The 20,850-nt window shown below is 71.3% G+C and carries 19 protein-coding genes; 9 read left to right on the forward strand and 10 right to left on the reverse strand.

Going from position 1 to position 20,850, the window contains the following annotated elements:
• Nucleotides 1-19 precede the first annotated feature (19 nt).
• Nucleotides 20-190, forward strand: coding sequence for a CsbD family protein (locus BLW09_RS01035; protein WP_089907333.1), 171 nt, complete (start codon nt 20-22; stop codon nt 188-190).
• Nucleotides 191-268: 78 nt separating this feature from the next.
• On the opposite strand, the gene BLW09_RS01040 is transcribed toward BLW09_RS01035, so the two are convergent.
• Nucleotides 269-991, reverse strand: a complete 723-nt coding sequence (locus tag BLW09_RS01040; RefSeq protein WP_089907335.1) for an SDR family NAD(P)-dependent oxidoreductase — start codon at nt 989-991, stop codon at nt 269-271.
• 75 nt (nt 992-1,066) lie between these two features.
• On the reverse strand, nt 1,067-1,798 hold the full coding sequence (locus tag BLW09_RS01045; protein WP_089907337.1) for an alpha/beta fold hydrolase: 732 nt from the start codon (nt 1,796-1,798) through the stop codon (nt 1,067-1,069).
• Nucleotides 1,799-1,953: 155 nt separating this feature from the next.
• Here BLW09_RS01045 and BLW09_RS01050 point away from each other — a divergent pair, with 155 nt between their 5' ends.
• Nucleotides 1,954-3,594: a helix-turn-helix transcriptional regulator gene (locus BLW09_RS01050; RefSeq protein WP_089907339.1), complete on the forward strand. Its 1,641-nt coding sequence runs from the start codon at nt 1,954-1,956 to the stop codon at nt 3,592-3,594.
• Between the two features lie 65 nt (nt 3,595-3,659).
• Nucleotides 3,660-3,782 (forward strand): type B 50S ribosomal protein L36, encoded by a 123-nt coding sequence (gene ykgO, locus BLW09_RS01055; protein ID WP_089907341.1) that lies wholly within the window; start codon nt 3,660-3,662, stop codon nt 3,780-3,782.
• 71 nt (nt 3,783-3,853) lie between these two features.
• Here ykgO and BLW09_RS01060 read toward each other — a convergent pair whose 3' ends face one another.
• From BLW09_RS01060 to BLW09_RS01085, 6 genes are all read right to left on the reverse strand, one after another.
• Nucleotides 3,854-4,264 carry a siderophore-interacting protein gene (locus BLW09_RS01060; RefSeq protein ID WP_157696873.1) on the reverse strand — a complete coding sequence of 137 codons (411 nt, stop codon included), beginning with the start codon at nt 4,262-4,264 and terminating at the stop codon, nt 3,854-3,856.
• Nucleotides 4,218-5,867, reverse strand: coding sequence for a cytochrome bc1 complex cytochrome b subunit (qcrB, locus tag BLW09_RS01065; protein ID WP_089907345.1), 1,650 nt, complete (start codon nt 5,865-5,867; stop codon nt 4,218-4,220). The genes BLW09_RS01060 and qcrB overlap by 47 nt, the downstream gene beginning before the upstream one ends.
• Complete coding sequence (locus tag BLW09_RS01070; RefSeq protein ID WP_089907348.1) at nt 5,867-7,216, reverse strand: NAD(P)/FAD-dependent oxidoreductase; 1,350 nt, start codon at nt 7,214-7,216, stop codon at nt 5,867-5,869. The genes qcrB and BLW09_RS01070 overlap by 1 nt, the downstream gene beginning before the upstream one ends.
• Nucleotides 7,217-7,310: 94 nt before the next feature.
• Nucleotides 7,311-8,201: an RNA polymerase sigma-70 factor gene (locus BLW09_RS01075; RefSeq protein WP_089907350.1), complete on the reverse strand. Its 891-nt coding sequence runs from the start codon at nt 8,199-8,201 to the stop codon at nt 7,311-7,313.
• Nucleotides 8,202-8,210: 9 nt separating this feature from the next.
• A complete protein-coding gene (locus BLW09_RS01080; protein WP_089907352.1) occupies nt 8,211-8,972 on the reverse strand; it encodes an SDR family oxidoreductase in 762 nt (253 codons plus the stop codon).
• A gap of 91 nt (nt 8,973-9,063) precedes the next feature.
• Nucleotides 9,064-10,476: a DHA2 family efflux MFS transporter permease subunit gene (locus BLW09_RS01085; protein ID WP_231946976.1), complete on the reverse strand. Its 1,413-nt coding sequence runs from the start codon at nt 10,474-10,476 to the stop codon at nt 9,064-9,066.
• 199 nt (nt 10,477-10,675) lie between these two features.
• Here BLW09_RS01085 and BLW09_RS01090 point away from each other — a divergent pair, with 199 nt between their 5' ends.
• The 4 genes from BLW09_RS01090 to BLW09_RS01105 all read left to right on the forward strand — a co-directional run bounded on the left by BLW09_RS01090 (nt 10,676) and on the right by BLW09_RS01105 (nt 16,699).
• Nucleotides 10,676-11,434, forward strand: a complete 759-nt coding sequence (locus tag BLW09_RS01090) for an SDR family oxidoreductase (protein ID WP_089907354.1) — start codon at nt 10,676-10,678, stop codon at nt 11,432-11,434.
• 143 nt (nt 11,435-11,577) lie between these two features.
• Nucleotides 11,578-11,979 carry a hypothetical protein gene (locus BLW09_RS01095; RefSeq protein ID WP_089907356.1) on the forward strand — a complete coding sequence of 134 codons (402 nt, stop codon included), beginning with the start codon at nt 11,578-11,580 and terminating at the stop codon, nt 11,977-11,979.
• An 84-nt stretch (nt 11,980-12,063) separates the two neighbouring features.
• Complete coding sequence (locus tag BLW09_RS01100) at nt 12,064-12,615, forward strand: VanZ family protein (RefSeq protein ID WP_089907358.1); 552 nt, start codon at nt 12,064-12,066, stop codon at nt 12,613-12,615.
• A gap of 199 nt (nt 12,616-12,814) precedes the next feature.
• Nucleotides 12,815-16,699, forward strand: coding sequence for a DUF7927 domain-containing protein (locus BLW09_RS01105; RefSeq protein WP_089907360.1), 3,885 nt, complete (start codon nt 12,815-12,817; stop codon nt 16,697-16,699).
• A gap of 64 nt (nt 16,700-16,763) precedes the next feature.
• On the opposite strand, the gene BLW09_RS01110 is transcribed toward BLW09_RS01105, so the two are convergent.
• Nucleotides 16,764-17,564 (reverse strand): class I SAM-dependent methyltransferase, encoded by an 801-nt coding sequence (locus tag BLW09_RS01110; RefSeq protein ID WP_089907362.1) that lies wholly within the window; start codon nt 17,562-17,564, stop codon nt 16,764-16,766.
• An 87-nt stretch (nt 17,565-17,651) separates the two neighbouring features.
• Here BLW09_RS01110 and BLW09_RS01115 point away from each other — a divergent pair, with 87 nt between their 5' ends.
• Nucleotides 17,652-18,140 (forward strand): GNAT family N-acetyltransferase, encoded by a 489-nt coding sequence (locus tag BLW09_RS01115; RefSeq protein WP_089907364.1) that lies wholly within the window; start codon nt 17,652-17,654, stop codon nt 18,138-18,140.
• 47 nt (nt 18,141-18,187) lie between these two features.
• Here BLW09_RS01115 and BLW09_RS01120 read toward each other — a convergent pair whose 3' ends face one another.
• Nucleotides 18,188-19,069: a MurR/RpiR family transcriptional regulator gene (locus tag BLW09_RS01120; protein WP_089907366.1), complete on the reverse strand. Its 882-nt coding sequence runs from the start codon at nt 19,067-19,069 to the stop codon at nt 18,188-18,190.
• A gap of 227 nt (nt 19,070-19,296) precedes the next feature.
• Here BLW09_RS01120 and BLW09_RS01125 point away from each other — a divergent pair, with 227 nt between their 5' ends.
• The gene (locus BLW09_RS01125; RefSeq protein ID WP_089907367.1) at nt 19,297-20,844 is read left to right on the forward strand and encodes an ABC transporter substrate-binding protein; all 1,548 of its coding nucleotides are present in this window, start codon (nt 19,297-19,299) and stop codon (nt 20,842-20,844) included.
• Nucleotides 20,845-20,850: the final 6 nt, after the last annotated feature.

The raw sequence follows: 20,850 nt of genomic DNA on the forward strand, positions 1-20,850 counted from the left end.
AAGAAGGAAGGAGACAGCCATGAGTGCTGCCGACAAGATCAAGAACACCGCTCAGGAGCTGAAGGGCAAGGCCGAGGAGGCCATCGGCAAGCTCACCGACGACGACAAGAAGGTCGCGGAGGGCAAGGCCGACCAGGCCGCCGCCAAGGCGAAGAACGTCGGCGAGGACATCAAGGACGCCTTCAAGTAAGCCGACGCCGAGCTCGGAGAGCTCGGAAGCGCCGCGGTCCAATGCCGCGGCGCTTCGTCGTCCCGGCGGCGGTCGCCGTCAGAGGCTGGTGCCGGTGTGCGCCCGCAGCGCCGCGACGACCGCATCCTGGAACGCCAGGTCGGCGACGGCGGGATGCGGTCGCTGCTGTCGCTGGTGGTGCCAGTACGCCGACGTGCGGGTCTCCGGGTCTTCGCCCTCGGCGAGCCAGACCTGCGTGCGGTGACCGAGCTCGAGGTCGTCGGGGGCGTTGCGCCCGCCCATCCGCGTCGGCACCCAGCCGGGGTCGACCGCGTTGCTGAAGACGCCGGCACGGAAGCGGGGGAGCGCGGCCGCGAGGGCGGTCACGATCAGCTTGCTGTCGGAGTACGACGCGGTGCGCGTGCGACCCGACCAGTCGAGCCCGTCGAGGGTCGCGCGTCCGCCGCGATGCATCCCGCTGCTGAGGAACACGTAGCGTTCGGCGGGGACCAGGGCCGTCACCAGGTAGGGCGCGACCACGTTGACCGGGAGGAGGGCGGGGCCGTCGATCACGCCGGCGTTGTGGATCACCGCATCCACCCCTCCGGCGTCCGCCACGTCGCCGGCGAGCGCCCGCACCTGTTCCTCGTCGGAGAGCTCCGCGGCCAGGATGATCCCGTCATCGCCGAGCGCCTCCCGCAGCGCTCCCGCCCTGTCCACGCTGCGGACGTGGCCGACCACAGTGTGACCGTGCTCGGCCAGCTCCCGCGCGGCACCGAAGCCCAGTCCGCTCCCCGCGCCGGTCACCAGAACTCTCGCCATCTCGCGCCTCCTCGTCCTCCCCTACGCTACGACCGCGCGCGGGGAGTCGGGGCGTTCTGACAGGGAGCCCCTGGCTCAGGCGGCGAGCGCGCTCACCGCACGGACGGCGTCCACGATCGTCTCGGCCACCGCATCCGGCTGCGAGACCGGCAGGGCGTGCGAACCACCCGCGACCTCGCGGACCCCGCGGGCCTTCGCGCGTTCTGCGCCGGCCCGGTGCTCGGCGACGGGGATGTTGAGGTCGGCGTCGCCGAACACGCACCATGCGGGTGTCGTCGCCCAGGCCGGCGTGCTGGTCGGGAGCGCCTCCGTGAGTGCTGCCTGCGTGACGGGACGCTGCGTCGCCGCCATCAGACCGGCCGTGCGCTCGTCCACGTCGGCGGCGAACTGGTGGTGGAAGGCGTCCGGGCTGATGACGAGGTCGGCCCCGCCCGACGACAGCGGATGCGCGTCGAGGGCGTCCCCGAGGGTGCTGCCCGGGAACTCCGACGACAGGTCGAACGCGGTCTGGCCGTGCTCCGGGACGAACGCATTGACGTAGACCAGGGCGACGACGCGGTCGTTCGCGGATCCGGCCTCCGAGATGACGAGGCCGCCGTAGGAGTGCCCGACGAGGACGACCGGGCCCTCGACCGCGGCGATCACGTCGCGGAGGTAGGCGGCGTCGCCGGTCAGGCTGCGCAGCGGGTTCGCTGCCGCGACGACGGGGATCGACTGCCGGTGCAGGCGCTCGATGACGCCATTCCAGCTGGAGGCGTCGGCGAATGCGCCGTGCACGAGGACGACGGTGGGTGTCTGGTCTGTCATGGTGATGTCCTTCCGTTCGGGTGCGCCATGCCGACGCACGTCAGCTAGGACCGGCGGGCGCGGTCTCGCGTGACAGGCCGGCGATCGTGGGCGATGCGCCGGGCCGTCATTACGATGAAGTCGACGCCCCCTTTTCCGCCGACCCTGGAGCCGCCATGAGCACGTTCTCGGACGAGTCCGCGCGCTCGTTCTCCGCGGGCGCCGACCCGGAGCCCGAGGGTGCCGACGACATCCGGCTGACGTTCGACCGGGATGTGCTCCGGCAGTTCCAGGATGCGGTGGACGCTGCCGACTACGACACGGCGACCGCCGTCGTCCGGGACCACTGGTTCGACGTCGTCATCGGGATCCGGCAGGGGTTCGCGCAGGTCGCCGAGCGGATACCGGCGTCCGAGCTGCACACGCGTCCGCTGCTCATGATGATGCTCGGCATCGCCTACAACCTGCAGCCGCATCGCCGGATGAAGGGGCTGCGGTACTTCGTCGGGGCGGCTCGCGCCGCTCGGCAGGGGGTCGACCGGATGGGACCCGTCGACCGCGCGCTCATCCTCGTCAGCGAGAGCGCTGCGTACCGCCTGATCGGGCGACCGCGACTCGGCGGCGCGGCGGCACGGAAGGCGGTCGCGGCGCTCGACGGGCTGCCGCTGGACCAGCGCGCCTCCGTTCAGGCGCTCTCCCGCATCTACGCGCACGTCGGCACGACCCAGTACTACGCGGGCGAGGTCGAGCTGGCCCTGGAGACCTTCGAGAAGGGCCTGGCCGAGTCTCCGCCCACCGGGTACTCCTCCGGCTTCGCCAACGTCGCGATGGCGGCCGGCATCCACGCGCTCCGGGGCGACATCCACGAGGCGATGGCCTACATCGAGCTGGCCCAGGACGAGCAGTGGACGGCCATGCAGCGCTCCTGGTATCCGGGGACGTTCTACCGCATCGCCGAGGCGGTCGTGGCGCTGGAACGGTTCGACGCCCCGACGGCGCGGGAGCAGCTGGCGGCGATGACCCACGACCGCCGGACCATCGAGCACTGGCGGGCGATCGCCGTCACCGAGGCGTTCGTCGAGCTGGTCGACGGCCGGCCCTCCGCGGGGCTCGCCGGGATGGACGCGTTCGCCGCCCTGCGGGGTGCGGAGGGGCGCGGGGCGGCAGCCCGCCGCGAGCTCGCGCCGTCCCGGGCGCTGCTGCACATCGCGCTCGGCGACCTCACGACCGCGACGGCCGTGCTCCGTCAGCTCGATTCGGGCAGCGTGCACCGTCACGTCGGGCAGGCGCGTGTCGAACTGGCGCTCGGCCGGACGGGCGCGGCGCTCCAGCAGCTGCGCCGGGTCGCCGGAGAGCTGATGGACTCCCGCGTGCGCGCGGAGGCGCTGTCGCTGGAGTCCGCCGCGCTCCTCCGATTCGCCGGCGGTCCGCGCCGGAGAACGGCCGTGGAGGAACTGGGGGAGCTCCTGCGCGCGAGCGGTCAACGGCTCGCCGTCGCACTCGTGCCCGTCGACGACTTCCCCGGCCTCGTCGATGCGCTCGCGGGAGCGGGCTTCGGCGACGTGCTCGAGGGGGTTCCCGCCCGGTCCCTGCTGCTGCCGCGGCCCGAAGGCGAACCGCTCAGCCCGCGCGAGCTCGCCGTGCTCGAGGTCTACCTGCGGACCTCCCGCGTCCCCGAGGTCGCGCAGGAGCTGGGGGTCTCCGTGAACACGGTGAAGTCGCAGATCCGCAGCATCTACCGGAAGCTGGACGTGTCGAACCGCGATGAGGCGATCGCCGTCGCTCTCGACCGGCACCTGGTGCGACCGCAGGACTGACGTCGGCGAATAAACCGCGCCTCTCCGTTGTTATTGAGAATAGATTTCAACAAGGGAGGTCCGTCATGAAGGTACGCAACTCACTGAGCTCGCTCAAGGCGATGCCCGGCGCCCAGGTGGTGCGCCGCCGGGGCCGCACGTTCATCATCAACAAGAAGAACCCGCGGATGAAGGCCCGTCAGGGCTGAGCACGACGCGGACGAAGGGCGCAGGGTCGAACGACCCTGCGCCCTCCGTCGTCTGAGCCACGTCGGAGGCACTACCCCCAATGACGCAGCTTGGCGGGGTCCGCGACGACCCACAGGTGGTCGACGGCGCCGGCGGTTCCGGAGGGCACCGCGACGGCGACCACCTGTCCGCCGCGGGACGCGACGAGGCCGGAGCGCCCGTTCATCGGTCGAGCTTCCAGCCGGAGTGTCGACGGTTCGCCCAGCACGCAGCGCAGCAGCGCGACCGCGCAGGCCGGTCCGGCCGCGACCGGGAGCGCCGCCCCGCCGCCTCCGCGGTCGACCACCAGGTGGACGTCCGGCCCGAGCAGCCGCGCCAGGGCCGCACCGTCGCCGGCGAGGTATGCGTCGCCCAGCAACGCCGTCAGAGCAGTGGCCGCGACGGCCGCCTCCGCGTCACGCCGCGCCCGCCCGCGTCTCCTCTGGTTCCGTGATCGCCTCATCCACTCGTCCTCCGGCGACGGCCTCGTCGCGGGTCTGGGAGTCCACCGGCTCCAGCCTGTCCTCGAAGAACACTCGGGCGAGGGTCGTCCTGAGCCGCTCCGAGAGACGCAGCCGCCCGTCCTCGTCCGGCCGCGCGTCGACCGGGTCCATGGCGGCCGGTCCGGCGAGACGGTACCGCTCGGCCGCATCCACCGCGCCGTGCACCTCCACGTACTCGCCGCCCGGCAGCCGGACGATCCGCCCGGTCTCGTACCCGTGCAGCAGGATGTCGCGGTCGCGCTTCTGCAAAGCCAGGCACACCCGTCGCGTGACGAGGAAGGCCGCGACCGGGCCCACCACGACCAGCACCTGGTAGCCGGCCACCACCGACTCGACCGCGAGGTGGAAGTGCGTGGCCACGAGGTCGGCGCTGCCCGCGCCCCACAGGGATGCGTAGAAGACGATGGCCGAGACGCCCAGGCCGGTGCGGGTCGGCTCGTTGCGCGGGCGGTCGAGGAGGTGGTGATCGCGGTGGTCGCCGGTCACCCACTCCTCGACGAACGGGTACACCGCGATGGCGACCAGGTAGAGTCCGACGACCGCGAGCGGGATGAGGATCGCGAGCGTCCAGGTGCGGCCGAGCCACTCGAACTCCCAGTCGGGCGGGACGAGGCGGAGCGCTCCGTCGAGGAAGCCGGTGTACCAGTCGGGCTGGCTGCCGGCGGAGGCGTCGCCGGGGGAGGAGGGTCCGTACAGCCAGATCGGGCTGATCGTGACCGTGGCGGCGAGGAGGACGATCACTCCGGTCGCGATCGCGAGAAGGCCGCCCGCCCGGGCCGCCAGCTCCGGCAGCACCGGGACCCCGACGATCCGCTCCTCCGTGCGCCCCGGCCCGGCGAACTGCGCCGGCTTCTCGGTGTACGCGCGTCGAGCCCGCGCAGCGAGCAGCAGCACCAGGAGGGCAGGCACGACCGCGACATGGATGGGGTAGAGGTTCTCGATGATCCGTCCCGGGAACTCGCCGCCGAACAGCAGCGCCGACAGCCAGGTGCCGACCACCGGGATGCCGAGGACGATCCCCTCCACGATCCGCAGCCCGGTGCCGGAGAGCATGTCGTCGGGGAGGGCGTACCCACTCCACCCGCCGAGGAGGGCGGTGATCAGCAGGCCGAACAGCAGGACCCACGACAACCGGCGGGGGCGGCGGAACGCGCCGGTGAAGAACGACACCGCCAGCTGCAGCAGGATCGCGGCCGGGAGGAGGAGGCCCGCCCAGTGGTGCGCCTGCCGGACGAGCAGGCCGCCCGGCACCTCGAACGTGATCGCGAGGGTCGACTGCAGCGCCTTCGACATCTCGGCACCGGCGAGCGGTGCGTACGGGCCGTCGTAGGTCACCCGCGTGCCCGAGGGCGTGTAGGCGAACATCAGGAGGAAGCCGCTGACGAACAGCACGAGGACGCACGCGAAGGCGATGACCCCGAACATGTTCGTCCAGTGCAGCGGCACCCGACGGGCGCGGAGCTCGTCGCGCAGCGCGGCGGCCCGTCGACCGGCGGCGCTGACCGAGACGACCCCGGCGAGCCTGGCTGTGACGGAACGTCTCCGCCGGCGATCGACGGGCATCAGGCGGCCCTCCCGGCGAGCTCTCGCGCATCCCGCTCGGGCACCCCGCCGCCGACGAACGCCCGCCGCGGATGCTGCACCGAGAGCAGCGAGACGATGTCGCGTCCGAAGAGCAGGGCGCTCGCCCAGACCAGCAGTACGCGCACTTTGCGCTCCCACGTCGGGATCGCGAGGACGTGATAGCCGCGGTGCATCACCCAGGCGACGAAGCCGGTGATGACGATGCCGCGCCACTGGAAGATGCCGCGGCCGAGGCCCAGCGTCGCGACGACGCCGAGGCTGTGGTGCACGTAGTCCTTCGGCTGCTCCCCGCGCAGGGTCGCGACGATGTTCTTCGCCAGCCGCTTGGCCTGCCGGACCGCGTGCTGCGCGTTCGGCACCGTGATCGACCCGTCGATCGGGGATGCCAGGTCCGGCACCGCCGCGTCGTCGCCGGCCGCCCAGGCGTCCGGCACGACCGCCTCCGGTGTCCCCACCCGCAGGTCGGCGCGGACCATGACCGATCCCCGCGCCGTGACCGGCAGGTCGGTGTGGTTCGCGACGACCGGGTTGGCGCCGTTCCCGGCTGTCCACACGATGGTGTGCGCGTCGAACTCCTCACCGGTCGAGAGCACCAGGTGGCCGCCCTCGGCCGAGACGAGCTGCGCCTCCAGATGGATGCGCGCCCCACGGCGCTCCAGCGCACGCACCACCCAGCGCCCCGGCTCGTCGGTGACCTCGGGGAGGATGCGGTCGCGCGCCTCGATCAGGTGGAACGACAGGTCGGAGAAGGTCAGCTCGGGATACGACTTCAGCAGCGCGGTCGCCAGCGAGAGCGTCTCGCCGAAGCCCTCGACGCCGGAGAACCCGCCGCCCACGAAGGCGACCGTGAGCAGGCGGCTGCGCTCCGGTCCCGGTGGCAGCACCGACGCGCGGTCGAAGGCGTCGAGCAGCCGGTCCCGGATCGCGACGGCCTCCTCGACGTGCTTCATGCCGATGGCGTTCTCCGTGATCCCGGGGATGGGGAACGTGCGGGTGACCGCGCCGGCGGTGACCACGATGATGTCGTAGCCGAGCTCGAACGGCTCGCCGTCCTGCGGGAGCACCGAAACCGTCTTCGATGCGTGATCGATCCGGGTCACCGCGGCGTGGATGAGCCGCGCACGCTTCAGGTGGCTGCGGAGGGAGATGGCCGCGTGCCGCGCCTCGATCGACCCCGCTGCGACCTCGGGGAGGAACGGCTGGTACGTCATGTACGGCCGGGGATCGATGACGACGATCTCGGCCTCGTCCCTCCGCAGCCTCTTCTCGAGCTTCCATGCGGTGTAGAAACCGGCGTAACCGCCGCCCACCACGAGGATCCGGCGCATGAGTGCCTCCTGTCCGGCCGATGAATGTGCCTTCACCCGCTATGACCGGACAGCACCCCGATCTGTGACATCGGGGCGCACATCGAGGTGTGCGTCACGCCGGGACGGGGATGCGCTCCAGCTTCTGCGGGTTGAGCACCCACTGCAGGCGGCGGATGCCGTCGGCGGTGACGTCCAGCGCGACGAAGGCGACGACGGCGCCGCCGCGCACCAGCACGGCGGCCGGGGCGCCGTTGGCCTCGACGAGATGGACGGTCCCGTCCCAGAACCGGCCGGAGAACGCCTGCACGTACTTCGCCACCGTCTCCCGGGTGAAGACGGGGATGCGCGACGCGCGAGCCAGCCCGCCCCCGTCGGAGTAGCTGACGATGTCGGCCGTGAACATCCGCTCCAGCTCGGCGATGTCGCCGGACTGCGCGGCCTCGAGGAAGGCCTCCAGCATCCGCTTCTGCTGGGCGTGGTCGACCTCGCGCACGTGCCGCTCCTCCGCGAGGTGCTTCCGCGCGCGGCTGACCAGCTGCCGCGCGGAGGCCTCGGAGCCCTGGATGATCTCCGCGATCTGCGCGTACGGATAGTCGAAGGCCTCCCGCAGCACGTACGCGGCGCGCTCGGTCGGCGTCAGCTTCTCGAGCAGGACGAGCACGGCGAACTCCAGCGCCTCCCCGCGCTCGGCGCCGAGGGACGGGTCGGCACTCGTGTCGACGGGCTCGGGGAGCCACGGCCCGATGTACGTCTCGCGCTTCACGCGCGCCGACTGCGCGTGGTTGATCGCCAGCCGGGTCGCCGCGGTCGCCAGGAACGCCGCCGGCTCGCGCACGGCCGAGCGGTCGGTGCGCTGCCAGCGCTCCCAGGTGTCTTGGACGATGTCCTCCGCGTCCGCGACGGTCCCGAGCATCCGGTAGGCGATGCCGAACAGGCGCGGCCGCACCGCCGCGAACGTCGCCGCGGCGGTGTCGAGGTCGTCCTGCTCCGCTGCCCCCGTCATGGTCGAATGCTAGCGGCGCTCCTCCAGCCAGCGGGAGAACGTCGTCCCGCCGTACCGGTGGTCGGTGATCGCCGGGTCGTTGCCCGGAGTGAGCGAGCGGTCGTCGACGCGGCCGCCGAAGTACCCGGCGTCCGGATCGGTGACGACGGTCCGCGGGTCGCCCGAGGCGGAGAGCAGCCGGCGCGCGAGGTCGTCCAACCGCAGGGGCTCCGGGCCGGCGATCTCCACGATCCCGTTCGACGGGTCGGCGACGGCGACCTCCGCGAGGGCCGCCGACACGTCCGCCGCCGCGATCGGCTGCATCAGCACATCCGACAGGGTCGCGGTGCCGTCGTGCGTCGCCCCGTCGGCGAGCGCGCCGATGAACTCGAAGAACTGCGTCGCACGGAGGATGGTGAACGGCACGCCGCTCTCGCGCACGATGCGCTCCTGCGTCAGCTTCGCGCGCATGTAGCCGATGTCGGGCATGCGGTCGGCCCCCACGATGGACAGCACGACGTGGTGGCGCACCCCTGCGGTCTTCTCGGCCGCGACCAGGTTGGTCGTGGACCGCTCGAAGAACTCGTGCACCGGGCCGTCTTCGAACGAGGGCGCGTTGGGGGTGTCGACGACGACATCCGCACCCTCCAGGGCGGCGGCGAGGCCGGTGCCGGTGACCGCGTCCACGCCGGTCGACGGCGAGGCCGCGACCACCTCGTGGCCCTGCTCCTGCAGATGCGCGACGACGCCCCGGCCGATCAGGCCGGTTCCGCCGATGACGACGATCTTCATGTGCTGCTCCGTTCTGCGCGGTCTCTCCGCGCACCCATCACTTCTGACCGGCGACGGGTCCCGGATGTGACAGCCGAGCGCGAATTCCCGGTCAGCGGAGCAGGGCGTGGTGCCCCGACACCTCCGTCTCGGCCGCGTCGCCGCCGACCCCGCGCGGGTTCCGGATGCCGACGGCCGAGATGATCCCGCCCGCCGCGAGGGCGACGGCCGCTGCGCCGGCCAGCTCGTGGAAACCCGCGACCGCCGACATCGTCGCCCCTGCCGAGCCGGCCAGTGCGACCGCGACGAGGCCGGCGACGCGGGACACCGCGTTGTTGACTGCCGACGCGATCCCGGACCGTGCCGGGTCGACCGCGCCCAGGATGGTCGCCGTCAGCGGGGCGACCGTGATGGCCATGCCCAGCCCGAAGACCACAACGGCGGGCAGCACCTCGGTCAGGTAGTCGGCCTCCCGGGAGATCCGGAGCATGAGGGCGAAACCGCCTCCGGCGATCACCGGCCCGACCGTCATCATCACCCGGGGTCCGACCCGTCCGCTGAGGCGGCCGAAGTACGCCGAGAGGGCGATCAGCACGATGCTCGACGGCACCAGGGCGAACCCGGCCAGGGTCGCGCTGTACCCGGCCCCCTGCTGCAGGAACAGCGCGAGCGCGAACGTGCCGACGGCGACCCCGCCGTAGATGAATGCCGTCGCCACGTTGCCGACGGTGAAGTCGCGTGCGCGGAAGATCCCGAGCGGCAGCATCGGGTGCGCGGCCCGGCGTTCGCGGATCACGAAGGCCACGAGCGCCACCGCGCCGATCACGATCGATCCGGCGATCAGGGGCGAGCCCCATCCGAACCGGGGATGCTCGATCAGCGCGAACACGGGAAGCCCGAGTCCGAGCACGCCGAGACCAGCCCCGATGCCGTCGACGCGGGCGCGGGTGCTCGGCGCCGCGTCCCGTGGGAGCGCCCGCACGAGCAGCAGCGCGACCGCGATCGGGAGGAGGTTGACGGCGAACACCCACCGCCACGACAGGGCGTCGACCAGCACGCCGCCGAGCACCGGCCCTGCGATGCTGGCGAGGGAGGTGATGGCCGTCCAGACGCCGATCGCCCGCGGCCGGCCCGCTCCGCTGAACGTGCCGAGGATCAGCGCGAGGGAACTCGGCACGAGCAGTGCTCCGGCGACGCCCTGGAGCCCACGGGCGAGCACGAGGATGCCGGCGGTCGGTGCGAGAGCGCACAGCGCCGAGGCGACGGCGAAGCCGGCGAGACCCCAGAGCAGCACCCGTCGGCGCCCGAACAGGTCGGAGAGCGACCCGGCGAGCAGGATGACCGATCCGAGGGTCAGGAGGTACGCATCCACCACCCACTGCTGGACGGCGAGCCCGCCGCCCAGCTCCCGGCCGATCGCGGGGAGGGCCACCGTCACCACGCTGCCGTCGAGGAAGGCGATGAAGGTCGCCAGGACGGCCACCGCCAGTACCGTCCGCTGCTGCGCCGTCATCCATCCGGTCATTCGTCGTCGTCCATTCCTCGTCGTCCATTCCTCGTCGTCCCCGGGGAGGTCCCGGCTCCCGCTCTGACCGATCGCGGCGCCGATCTGTGACGGGTGCCCGGATTCCGCGACCTGTCACATCCGCGCGTCCTGCCCGGTCGTAGTGGGTGACGGGCGGTGCACGACCGCCGTCGGATACAGGATTCGAGGAGACACGGACATGAAGATCGTCGTCATCGGCGGGACCGGCCTGATCGGTTCGAAGGTGGTCGCCCTGCTGGCCGCCCACGGGCACGAGGCGATCGCCGCCTCCCCGAACTCGGGCGTGAACACGCTCACCGGCGAGGGGGTGGATGCGGCGCTCGCCGGAGCGGACGTCGTCGTCGACGTCTCCAACTCGCCGTCCTTCGCCGACGACGCGGTGATGGACTTCTTCACCACATCCACGAACACGCTCATCGCGGCCGAGAGGAAGGCCGGGGTGCGACACCACGTCGCCCTGTCGGTCGTCGGCACCGAGCGGATGACGGACAGCGGGTACATGCGCGCGAAGGTGGCTCAGGAGCTGCTCATCCGCGAGTCCGGCATCCCGTTCTCCCTCGTGCATGCCACGCAGTTCTTCGAGTTCGTGAAAGCGATCGCGGACGCGGCGACCGAGGGGGACACGGTGCGCCTCGCGCCTGTCGTCATCACGCCGATCGCGGCGGAGGACGTCGCAACGGCCGTCGCCCGCACCGCGGCCGGCTCTCCCCTCGGAGGAGTGCTCGAGGTGAGCGGTCCGGAGGAGTTCCGGCTGACCGAGCTGATCGCGCGCGGGCTGGGAGCGCGTGGCGACGCGCGTCAGGTCGTCGAGGACCCCGATGCGCGCTACTTCGGCGCCCACCTGAGCGACCGCGAGCTCGTGCCCGGGCCGGACGCGGAGGTCTTCGCCACCACGTTCGCCGACTGGCTGGACGCCCAGGTCGCCGCGTCGCGGTGACCTGGTCCGGTCCGGCCGAGCCGTGAGGTAAGAGCGGGAACACCGGGTTTCAGGCGGCCCACTCCCCGGGGCATGCGCCAAGCAGACCACGGCTGGTCCCTCCCGCCGCCGGACCTTCGCACTTCGACGAGAAAGGCGCTCCTATGTCGATGACAGCGTGGCTGCCCTCTGTGCTCACCCGCAGGCGTCAGCTCGTCGGCGAGCTGCGGGCCGCCACGGCCGCTTGCGACGCTCGGCGGCTGCGCCGCCTGCTCGACCCGGATGTCGCGGTCGTCGTTGATGCGGGGGAGCACGACCGCACGCGGATCCGCGTGGTGCGCGGGGTGGAGGACGCCGCGCTCCTGCTCGCCTACGGCCTCGGCGCCCAGCGCGGACGGGAGGTGGTCGAGCGTCCGGTCAACGGGCGTCCCGGCCTCCTGCTCTCGCGCGACGGGCGTCCGACCGCCACGATCGCCGTCGATGTGACCGCCGGTCTGGTCAGTCTCGTCTGGGTGCGACTCGGCGCGCCCGCGCTGCGACGCGGCAACACCGTGCTTCCCGTCTGACGGCGCGGCGATCCTCCGCAGGTCGTAGGCCGTCGCGACCTGCGGCTGATTCGCGTCGGGCGCGCGACACCTAGCGTCGAGAAGGTGACCGCATCCCTCTCCCTCCGACCCGCGCGCACGGCGCCGCGCACCCTTCCGGCCGTGCTGTTCGGCGTGTACCTCATCCTGCTGGTGTGGGCCGTGCTGTGGAAGTTCCACGTGCCCGACCTCAGCGGCGACGGCGTGCGCGCCGTGAAACTGGTGCCGTTCGTCGCGAGTGAGGGGTTCGGGGCCAACCGGCTCTCCGAGATGCTGGCGAACGTCGCGCTGTTCGTGCCGTTCGGCGTCTATCTCGGTGTGCTCGCGCCGCGCTGGCGCGTCGGCCCGGTCGCCGCGCTGGCGGCGCTGGCCAGCTGCATCCTCGAGGGGCTCCAGTACGTGCTCGCGTCCGGGAGCTCGGACGTCACGGATGTCATCCTCAACACGTCGGGAGCCGTCGCGGGATTCCTCGTCCTGTCGGTCCTCCGCCGGGCGTCGCGGGGCCGTGCCGTCGCCGCCGTGTTCTGGCTGTGCTTCGTCGTCACGGTCGCCGCTGCGCTGTGGGGAGCGTCCCTCCTCGGGGTGCCGCTCCATTCGCTGCCGCCGCTGCACCGCTGACGTCTCTGAACCGCTGACGCCGCGGACATCGGGGAGACGGAGCGTGTCCCTCGTTCGGGGGTCATCTGGTCGGACTGCGGGTGAAAGCGGGGTGAAATCCGGTCGGGGCCGATTCGCGCGCAGCTAGCGTGTGGCGCGGCGGGCACCGGTCTCGGTGGTGCACCGCCGCTCCATGACGCAGGACGAAGGGGATACTGCTGTGTCTGCACACCAGGATGGGCGCGGCCGCCGCCGCGACGGAAGAATCGCGCTGGCCTCGCCGTGGCGCTGGCTGGCCGCGCTGGTCGCCGGAACTCTGGCGCTCGCCGCCGCCCTTGTCGGAGCGCCCGCCATGGCCGCGCCGGTCTATCAGATCGAGGCCGCATGGGCACCGGGAACCCCGACGACCGTCAAGAGCGGCGACGTGGTCACCGGCGTCTGGCGCATCAATGTCAACGATGACGCCGAGGCGCCGTCCAACGCCCCGGTGGACAACGTGACGGTCACGATCGCCGCGCAGAGCGGGCGGTACACGGCCCTTCCCTCGCTGTGCCTCACCACCGGTGTCACCCCGGCCTCGAGCATCTCCGCCGACGGCCACACCCTCGTCTGCAACCTCGGGACGCGCGACCAGGGCACCGCCGTTGTGCTGCAGGCGCCGATCGTCGCAGACGGCGCCACCGGCGACCAGATCACCGCGGACGGCAGCATCGGCGGGGCGACCGCGACGCTGAGCCCGATCGCCATCACCAACGCGTTCGGGATGGACATCCGCTGGGGTGTCGGTTCGCCGAACTTCTCGTCCGGCGCCGGCGGCTTCCTGGTCGACTACGAGTGGACGCTGAGCAAGGCCCTCGGAAGCGAGGCCGGCCCGCAGTCGATCACCTACAACCTCAACATCGCTTCGCCGCAGGGTTCGGCAGTCTCCGTCGACGCGAAGGCATGCTCCCCGTTCACCGGTCCCGGCGCCGCGGACGGCCACCCCTGGTCCGGAGGAACACACCCGGCGACTCAGCTCACCGTTCCGGCCGGAACCTGCACCATCTCGCAGACCGGGGCGAACACGTTCCAGATGACGATCACGGGGATCGACTACTCTCCGGCGAACCCGCCGACGCTCGATTCCGCGGGCAACCGGCTCCCTGTCGATCAGGTGGCGCTGGCGTCCGGCTCCATCTGGATCCGCGTCAACACGGCCGCCTCCGGCTCGGTCGTTCTGAACTCCAACGCTCCGACCTACACCTCGGTCACCGGTCAGACCGCGCAGGACGACCCGTCGAACAATGCGGAGTCCAAGGCGTGGACGACCCCGGGCCTGTACTCCTCCGGCTGGGGCCGCGGCTACACCAACTCCGGCGGAACCCAGTGGGATGACACCTATCGCGTGTCCGCAGGAACGACCGTCGGTCAGTACATGGACTCCGGGATGCAGCTGCACACCGACCGCCCGGACGACCGCATCGTGGGTATGTGCTCCGCCCTTGACACTCGGTATGTCACCTATGCGGGCTGGGGTTGGGCCCAGCCGGTGACGGACAACACGATCGGCGCAACGGCCGAGTACTACGTGGGCAACGACCCCACGGTCGACCCGACCAGTGCCTCCTACGACCCGAATGCGTTCGACTGCGGGTCCACGGGCGGTTGGACGACGGTCCAGCCGACCGACCTCACCACGGTCAAGGCCATGCGCATCACCGCTACCCAGGGCCAGTTCGAGCAGCTCTCCGCCCAGTCCAATGTCACCGCGGTCGTCTACCAGAAGATCAACGCGAACGTCCCGGCCGGGACCGACATCTGGTCGTTCTTCTCCGGCGTGGTGGACGTGCCCCTCAACAACTGGTGGAACGGCACGGGCTGCATCACGCCCACCGCGGGCTCGCGCTACCCCTGCACCACCGGCTTCCGCGACGTGCTCCGTGTCGTGACCGCCACGCCCGCCATCGCCAAGTCGGCCGACAGCTCGGTCGTCAGCCCCGGCGACCCGGCCGTCTACACGCTGACCTACTCGGCGAACGGCGCCGGCGCCATCCCGGCGACCGTCGACGGCTACCAGCTGGTCGACACGCTGCCCGCGGGCGTCACCTACGTGGCAGGGACGGCCTCACCCGAGCCCGCGGTGTCGACCAACGGCTCCGGACAGCAGGTGCTGACCTGGACGCTGAACGGCGTCACGACGAACGCCGACCACGCCCTCACCTACCAGGCCGTGGCCGACAGCACCGTCACGCCGGGCTCCGCTCTGGTCAACTCGGTCACGGCCAGTTATGGCGGGATCTCGAAGGCCGCCGCCGCGCAGGTCACCGTGGCCACCGACGGCTACACCACCGTGGTGAAGACCGCCGACGCGCCCTTCATCCCGAACGTGAACGGCGACGGGACGGGCACGGGGTCGTGGACGGTCACCGTGAAGTCCTACGACCCGATCACGCAGCCGTTCACGGACACGATCGACATCCTCCCGTACAACGGCGACGGACGCGGCACCGCGTTCTCCGGGTCGTACACGCTGACCTCGGTGAACGCCCCGCTGGGTGCGACCGTCTACTACACGACGGCGGACCCGACCACCCTGTCGGACGACCCGTCCAGCGCGCAGAACGGCGCGGCACCGGGCGACCCGACCGGCAACACCGCGGGCTGGTCGACGACGATGCCCGCGAACCCCACGGCCATCCGCGTGATCGGCGGCAGCCTCGCCCCGGGCGCCACTCAGCAGTTCGGCGTCCACATCACCACCGACGGCGTGAAGGGCGGAGACACGCTCGTGAACCGGGCGCAGTCGATCGCGGGCCACACCGCTCTGGTGATGCGCACCTCCGCCGCCCTCTCCGTGGCCAACTTCTACTCGGCGACCATCCTCAAGGAGGTGCAAGCGGCCGACGGCACCTGGCACGACGCGAACAACGCGATCGACTACCCGGCGTTCCACTACGGCGATACCGTCCACTACCGCGTCACCGTGACGAACACGGGCCAGGGAACCCTGACGAACCTGGATGTGGCCGACGACAAGAGCCCGACGGCCGGCGCGTTCCACATCGCCTCGCTCGCGCCGGGCGCTTCGGAGTCGCACGAGTACCAGCTGGTCCTCGACGAGACCCTCCCCGGCGGCGCGTTCGTCAACACCGCCTGCGCCACCGCCGACACTCCGGCGGACTCGGGTGTCGCCCCGACCATCCCGTGCGACCCGGCGGGGATCGACATCGCGGGGTACTCGGTCGTGAAGACCGCGGACCCGGCGCCCGGAACGGTCGTCCACTCGGGCGACGTCATCCACTACACGGTGACGGTCACCCAGCGCGGCCCGGTGCCGGCGGCGGCGTCGTTCACCGACGACCTCGCCCAGGTCGCCGACGACGCCACCTACAACGGCGACATCGCCGCGGATGCGGGCACGGCCACCGTGACCGGGACCTCGATCGCCTGGTCGGGGACCCTGGGCGTCGGTGCGGTGGCCACGGTCACCTACTCGGTGACGGTCAAGGATGCGCGCTCGATCGGCGACGGCAGGCTCGACAACGTCGTGACCTCCGCCGGCTGCGCTTCCGCCTCCGACTGCGAGACGCTGCACGAGTACGGCAACTACACCTTCTCCAAGACGTCCGACCCGGCGTCGGGACACGCGGTGAAGGCCGGCGACCGCATCACGTACACCCTCACCATCGCTCAGTCCGGCGCCGCTCCGGCGAAGGGGACCGTCGTCGACGACCTGAGCAAGGTGCTGGACGACGCGACCTGGGCCGGCGACCAGAAGGCGACCTCGGGGACCGTGACCCGCACCGGCACGACCCTGACCTGGACCGGTGATCTCGCTGTCGGTCAGGTCGTCACCGTCACCTACTCGGTGCTCGTCACGGGCAATGGGGACAAGCGGATCGCCAACGTGGTCACCAGCCCGGACAACGACGCGGTCTGCGTGCCCGCTCCCGACCAGAACCCGGACTGCGCCACCAGCCACCGCGTCGACGACCCGGCAGGCACCGCGGGCCTCGCCTCGACCGGCTCCACCATCGGCTGGGGCGTAGGCGGGCTGGGGGGCATCCTCCTCGCCGCCGGCGGGGTGCTGCTCCTGCTGCGCCGTCGCCGAATCCGTACCACCTAGCGGGCACCGCTACGGAGGCCGCCGGGCGTTGCTCGGCGGCCTTCGTGGCACCCGGCCGCCCTGATCAGACGGCCCAGGCGCGGAACAGGATCGTCTGCACCGGGATGGTCGTCGGCGCCGGCCCGTACTCCGCCGACAGCCGCTCTGCGACGGTGCGGACGAGCGCATCCAGATCGCCGGACCGTGCACGCACCTGGTCGGAGACCGGGTTGCCGCGGATCAGGCCGTCCGCGAACGCCCGCCAGGAGGCGACAGGCGCGTCGTGCGGCAGGACGTCGATGCGGAGCCGGCCGAATCCGCTGTCCTGCGCCAGCCTCCGCAACCGCTCGATGTCGCTCATCCCGAACGGGACGCGGTAGAACGGCGGAGGGTCGTCGGGGAACGTCTCGGCCAGCAGTCCGTCGACGATCGCCGCGAACCGGTTGCGGTCGTGGCTGTCCCAGACGCTGAACACGAAGACGCCGCCGGGCGCGAGAACGCGACGGGCTTCACGGAACGCCGCGCCGACATCGGGCACGAACATGATGCCGAACTGGCACACCACCGCGTCGAAGCCGCCGTCCTCGAACGGCAGCGCCTGGGCGTCGGCGACCTGCATGCGGGTCCCCTCCGGCACCTTGGCGGCGGCCCGCAGCAGCATCGCCTCGTTCAGGTCGGTGAGGACCAGCTCCGCTCCGCCGTTGTGCGCGACGATCCCGGCGGACGAGATCCCGGTGCCGGCGGCGACTTCGAGGATGCGCCGCGGCGCGGTCGACGAAACCGCGGCGCCGAGCACGTCGGCGTAGTGGCGGAAGAGCACGGGCCCGAGCCCCGAATCGTAGAACTCGGGGATGGAGCCCTGGAACCGCGTGGCGTCGTCATCCACGGTCGAAGGGTACCGCCGCCCGCCCGATTCGGGGAGCCCGCATCCGGAGCGACGGCGGAGGGGGCCGTCCGTCGTACGCTGTGACCCATGGCAGGACTGCGCACCGCGACCGCCGACGATGCTGCGGCATTCACGACGGTCTTCCTCGACTGCTGGCACCTGAGCTACAGCCGGACCATGCCGGCGGAGCTGGTCGAGCGGATGACCCCCGACAGTGCCGCGGCCCTCTGGCAGCGGGCGCTCGCCGGCGGCGGCGAACGGTACCTCGCGGCGGAGGACGACGACGGCACGCTCGTCGGCTTCGTCGGCTTCCGGCTCGCCGGCCCGGATGCGGGGTACGTCAGCTCGCTGTACGTCTCACCGCACGCTCAGGGCGGGGGATACGGCCGCCGGCTTCTCTCCGCGGCGGAGGAGGAGCTGCGCGACCTCGGCGCGGCGACCGCCCGGCTCTGGGTCTTCGAGCAGAACGAGCCCTCCCGGCGGTTCTACGAGAGGTCGGGATGGGCGCTCGACGGCACCAGGGAGACCCTGCCGGAGTGGGGGCAGCCGCAGGTGGGGATGGCCAAACGGCTCTGAGCGGGCCTGCAGGGCTGGGCTGGCCCGCGGATCAGACCCGATGCGGATCAGGGCGTGCTGCGGCGCGGCCGTCGGCGTCCCTCGACGGCGGCGAGGGATGCGGCCAGCGCGTCGGCCACGACGTCCGGGCGCCGCTGGGCGACGCCCATGAAGATGACGTCCACGATCATCAGCTGCGCCATCCTGCTCGACATCGCTCCGTAGCGGAACCGGGTCTCCCGGGACGCGGTGGTGAGCACGGCGTCGGCCATCTGCGCCAGAGGCGACTCGGGGAAGTTCGTCACAGCGACCGTGAACGCGCCTGCGCGGTGCGCGGTCTCGATGGCGGAGAGCGCCTCCTCCGTCTCGCCGGAGTGCGAGAACGCGATCGCGACGGACCCCGGCCGGAGCACGGCCGCGCTCGTCAGCGCGAGGTGCGCATCCGTCCACGCGTTGGCGAAGTAGCCGATCCTGCGCAGCTTCTGGCCGAGATCCTGCGCCGCCAGCCCGCTCGACGCCGACCCGTACACGTCGGTGATCGGCGCGTCGATGATGGCGCTGACCACGCGGTCCACCTCGTCGAGGTCGAGCATCTCGGCCGTCTCCTCGACCGCCCGCGCCTCCTGGAAGGCCAGCTTGCGGACCACGTCGCGGGTCGAGTCCGCCGGGTCGATGTCGCCCTCGGAGACGCCGAACTGGTAGCGTCGGCCGCTCTCGTCGACAGCCGCCCGGGCGAGGGCGAGGCAGAAGCCCTTGTAGCCGTCGAATCCGACGCTGCGGCAGAATCGCGCCACCGTCGCCGTCGAGGTGCCGCAGCGCGCGGCGAGCTCGGTGATGCTGAGGTTCGCGACCTCCGCCGGCTCGGCGAGCGCCTCCTGCGCGATCAGCTGCTCGCTGCGGCGCAGCCGGGGCAGGGCCTGACGCAGCCGCACCAAGATGTCCTCGGTCATCGCCGTCTCCTCGCGGTCGTTCTGCTTTACCGTAGCGGGCCCGGCGTTCGCGCAGCGCCTGCGGTCACGGCCGGGGAAACGAAGTCGTTGGACTTCGCGCGTCGTCCGTGCTAAAAAATTTACAACTTGGAAACGCAAGAGGAATATTATTCCCCTAACGTTTATCCCGGCAACGTCGCCGACGTCGTCGCTCACAGCAGGCGCAACACCTACCAAGGAGGCCCGAAATGAAGGTCAACCGCTTCGGGCGTCAGGCGATCGTCGCCGGCGCCGCGGTTGCCACCGCATCCATGCTGCTCGCAGGATGCACCGGCACCAGCAGTTCCCCCACCGCGTCCGCCGACCCGAACGCAACGCTCGTCTTCGGGATCACCGCGGATCCGACCCAGACGATCCCCTGGACGACGACCTCCGAGCAGTCGGTGCAGGTGCTGTCCCAGATCTACAGCCCGCTCCTCACCACCAACAAGGACGACCAGCCGGTCGCGAACCTCGCCGACCTGCCCAAGGTGTCCTCCGACGGGCTCACCTACACGTTCACGCTCAAGGACGGCCTGAAGTTCAGCAACGGCTCCGCGCTGGACTCGGCCGACGTGAAGTACACGTACGAGAAGATCATGGACCCGGCGTCCAAGGCCAGCTCGCGCTCGTACCTCGCCTCCGTCGCCTCCATCGACACTCCGTCGCCGACCACGGTCGTCGTGCACCTCAGCAAGCCGGATGCGTCGTTCCCCTCCGGCCTCACCGCCGTGAACACCGGCATCGTCCCGTCCGACGTCTCCGTGGACAGCCTCCAGACCACCCCGGTCGGCTCCGGCCCGTACAAGTGGGCGGGACGCGTCGCCAACGAGTCGATCTCGCTGGAGCGCAACCCCGACTTCTTCGCAGGGAAGCCGGGCGCCGCCAAGGTCGAGTTCCGGATCATCCCCGACGACCAGTCCATGGTCTCCGCGCTCAAGACCGGCTCGGTCGACGTGGCGATCTTCGACAACCCCGTCACCGCGAAGACGGCGGTGTCGAACAAGACCAAGTCGATGGAAGCCGCCTCGCTGCAGTACCACGTGCTCCAGCTCCGAGCGGCGTCCCCGGTGCTCTCCAACGTGAACTCGCGCCTGGCCATCCAGTGCGCCATCTCGCGGCAGGACGTCATCGACACGGCGGCACTGGGCTCCGGCACGGTGACGGGCCCGATCACCTCGCCCGAGTACCGCTCCGACCCGAAGGCGCAGCCGTGCGCCAAGCAGGACCTGAAGAAGGCGAAGGAGTACCTGCAGAAGGCGGGCACCCCCGACGGCTTCACCCTCAACGTCATGACGTCGCAGGGTCTCTACTCCACCGCAGTGGATGAGGCGCAGAACGTCCAGGCGCAGCTCGGCAAGGTCGGCATCAAGGTCAACGTGCAGGCCCTCGACTCCAACGCCTACGTGCAGAAGTGGCTCGCGGGCGACTTCGACGCGGCGATCGCGCAGAACGCGGGCAGCGCCGACCCGAACACCATGTACGCCCGGTACTTCACCTCCGGGGGCACCTACAACAAGGTGGCCGGCTACAGCTCGCCGGAGCTGGACAAGCTGTTCGCCGACGGCATCGCCACGACCGACACGGCCAAGCGCAAGACCGTCTACACCCAGCTCTCCAAGGAGCTCGTCGACAACGCGGCGTGGGTCTGGCTCTTCACCCCGAAGGAATACATCGTGCTCAACTCGAGCGTGACCGGCTTCGAAGCGCGCTACGACGCCGACGTGTCCACGCTGTGGAAGGCCTCCCTCTCCTGACCGCCC

Origin of the sequence: Leifsonia sp. 21MFCrub1.1, from assembly GCF_900107895.1 — a bacterium.
Lineage (GTDB): Bacteria > Actinomycetota > Actinomycetes > Actinomycetales > Microbacteriaceae > Leifsonia > Leifsonia soli.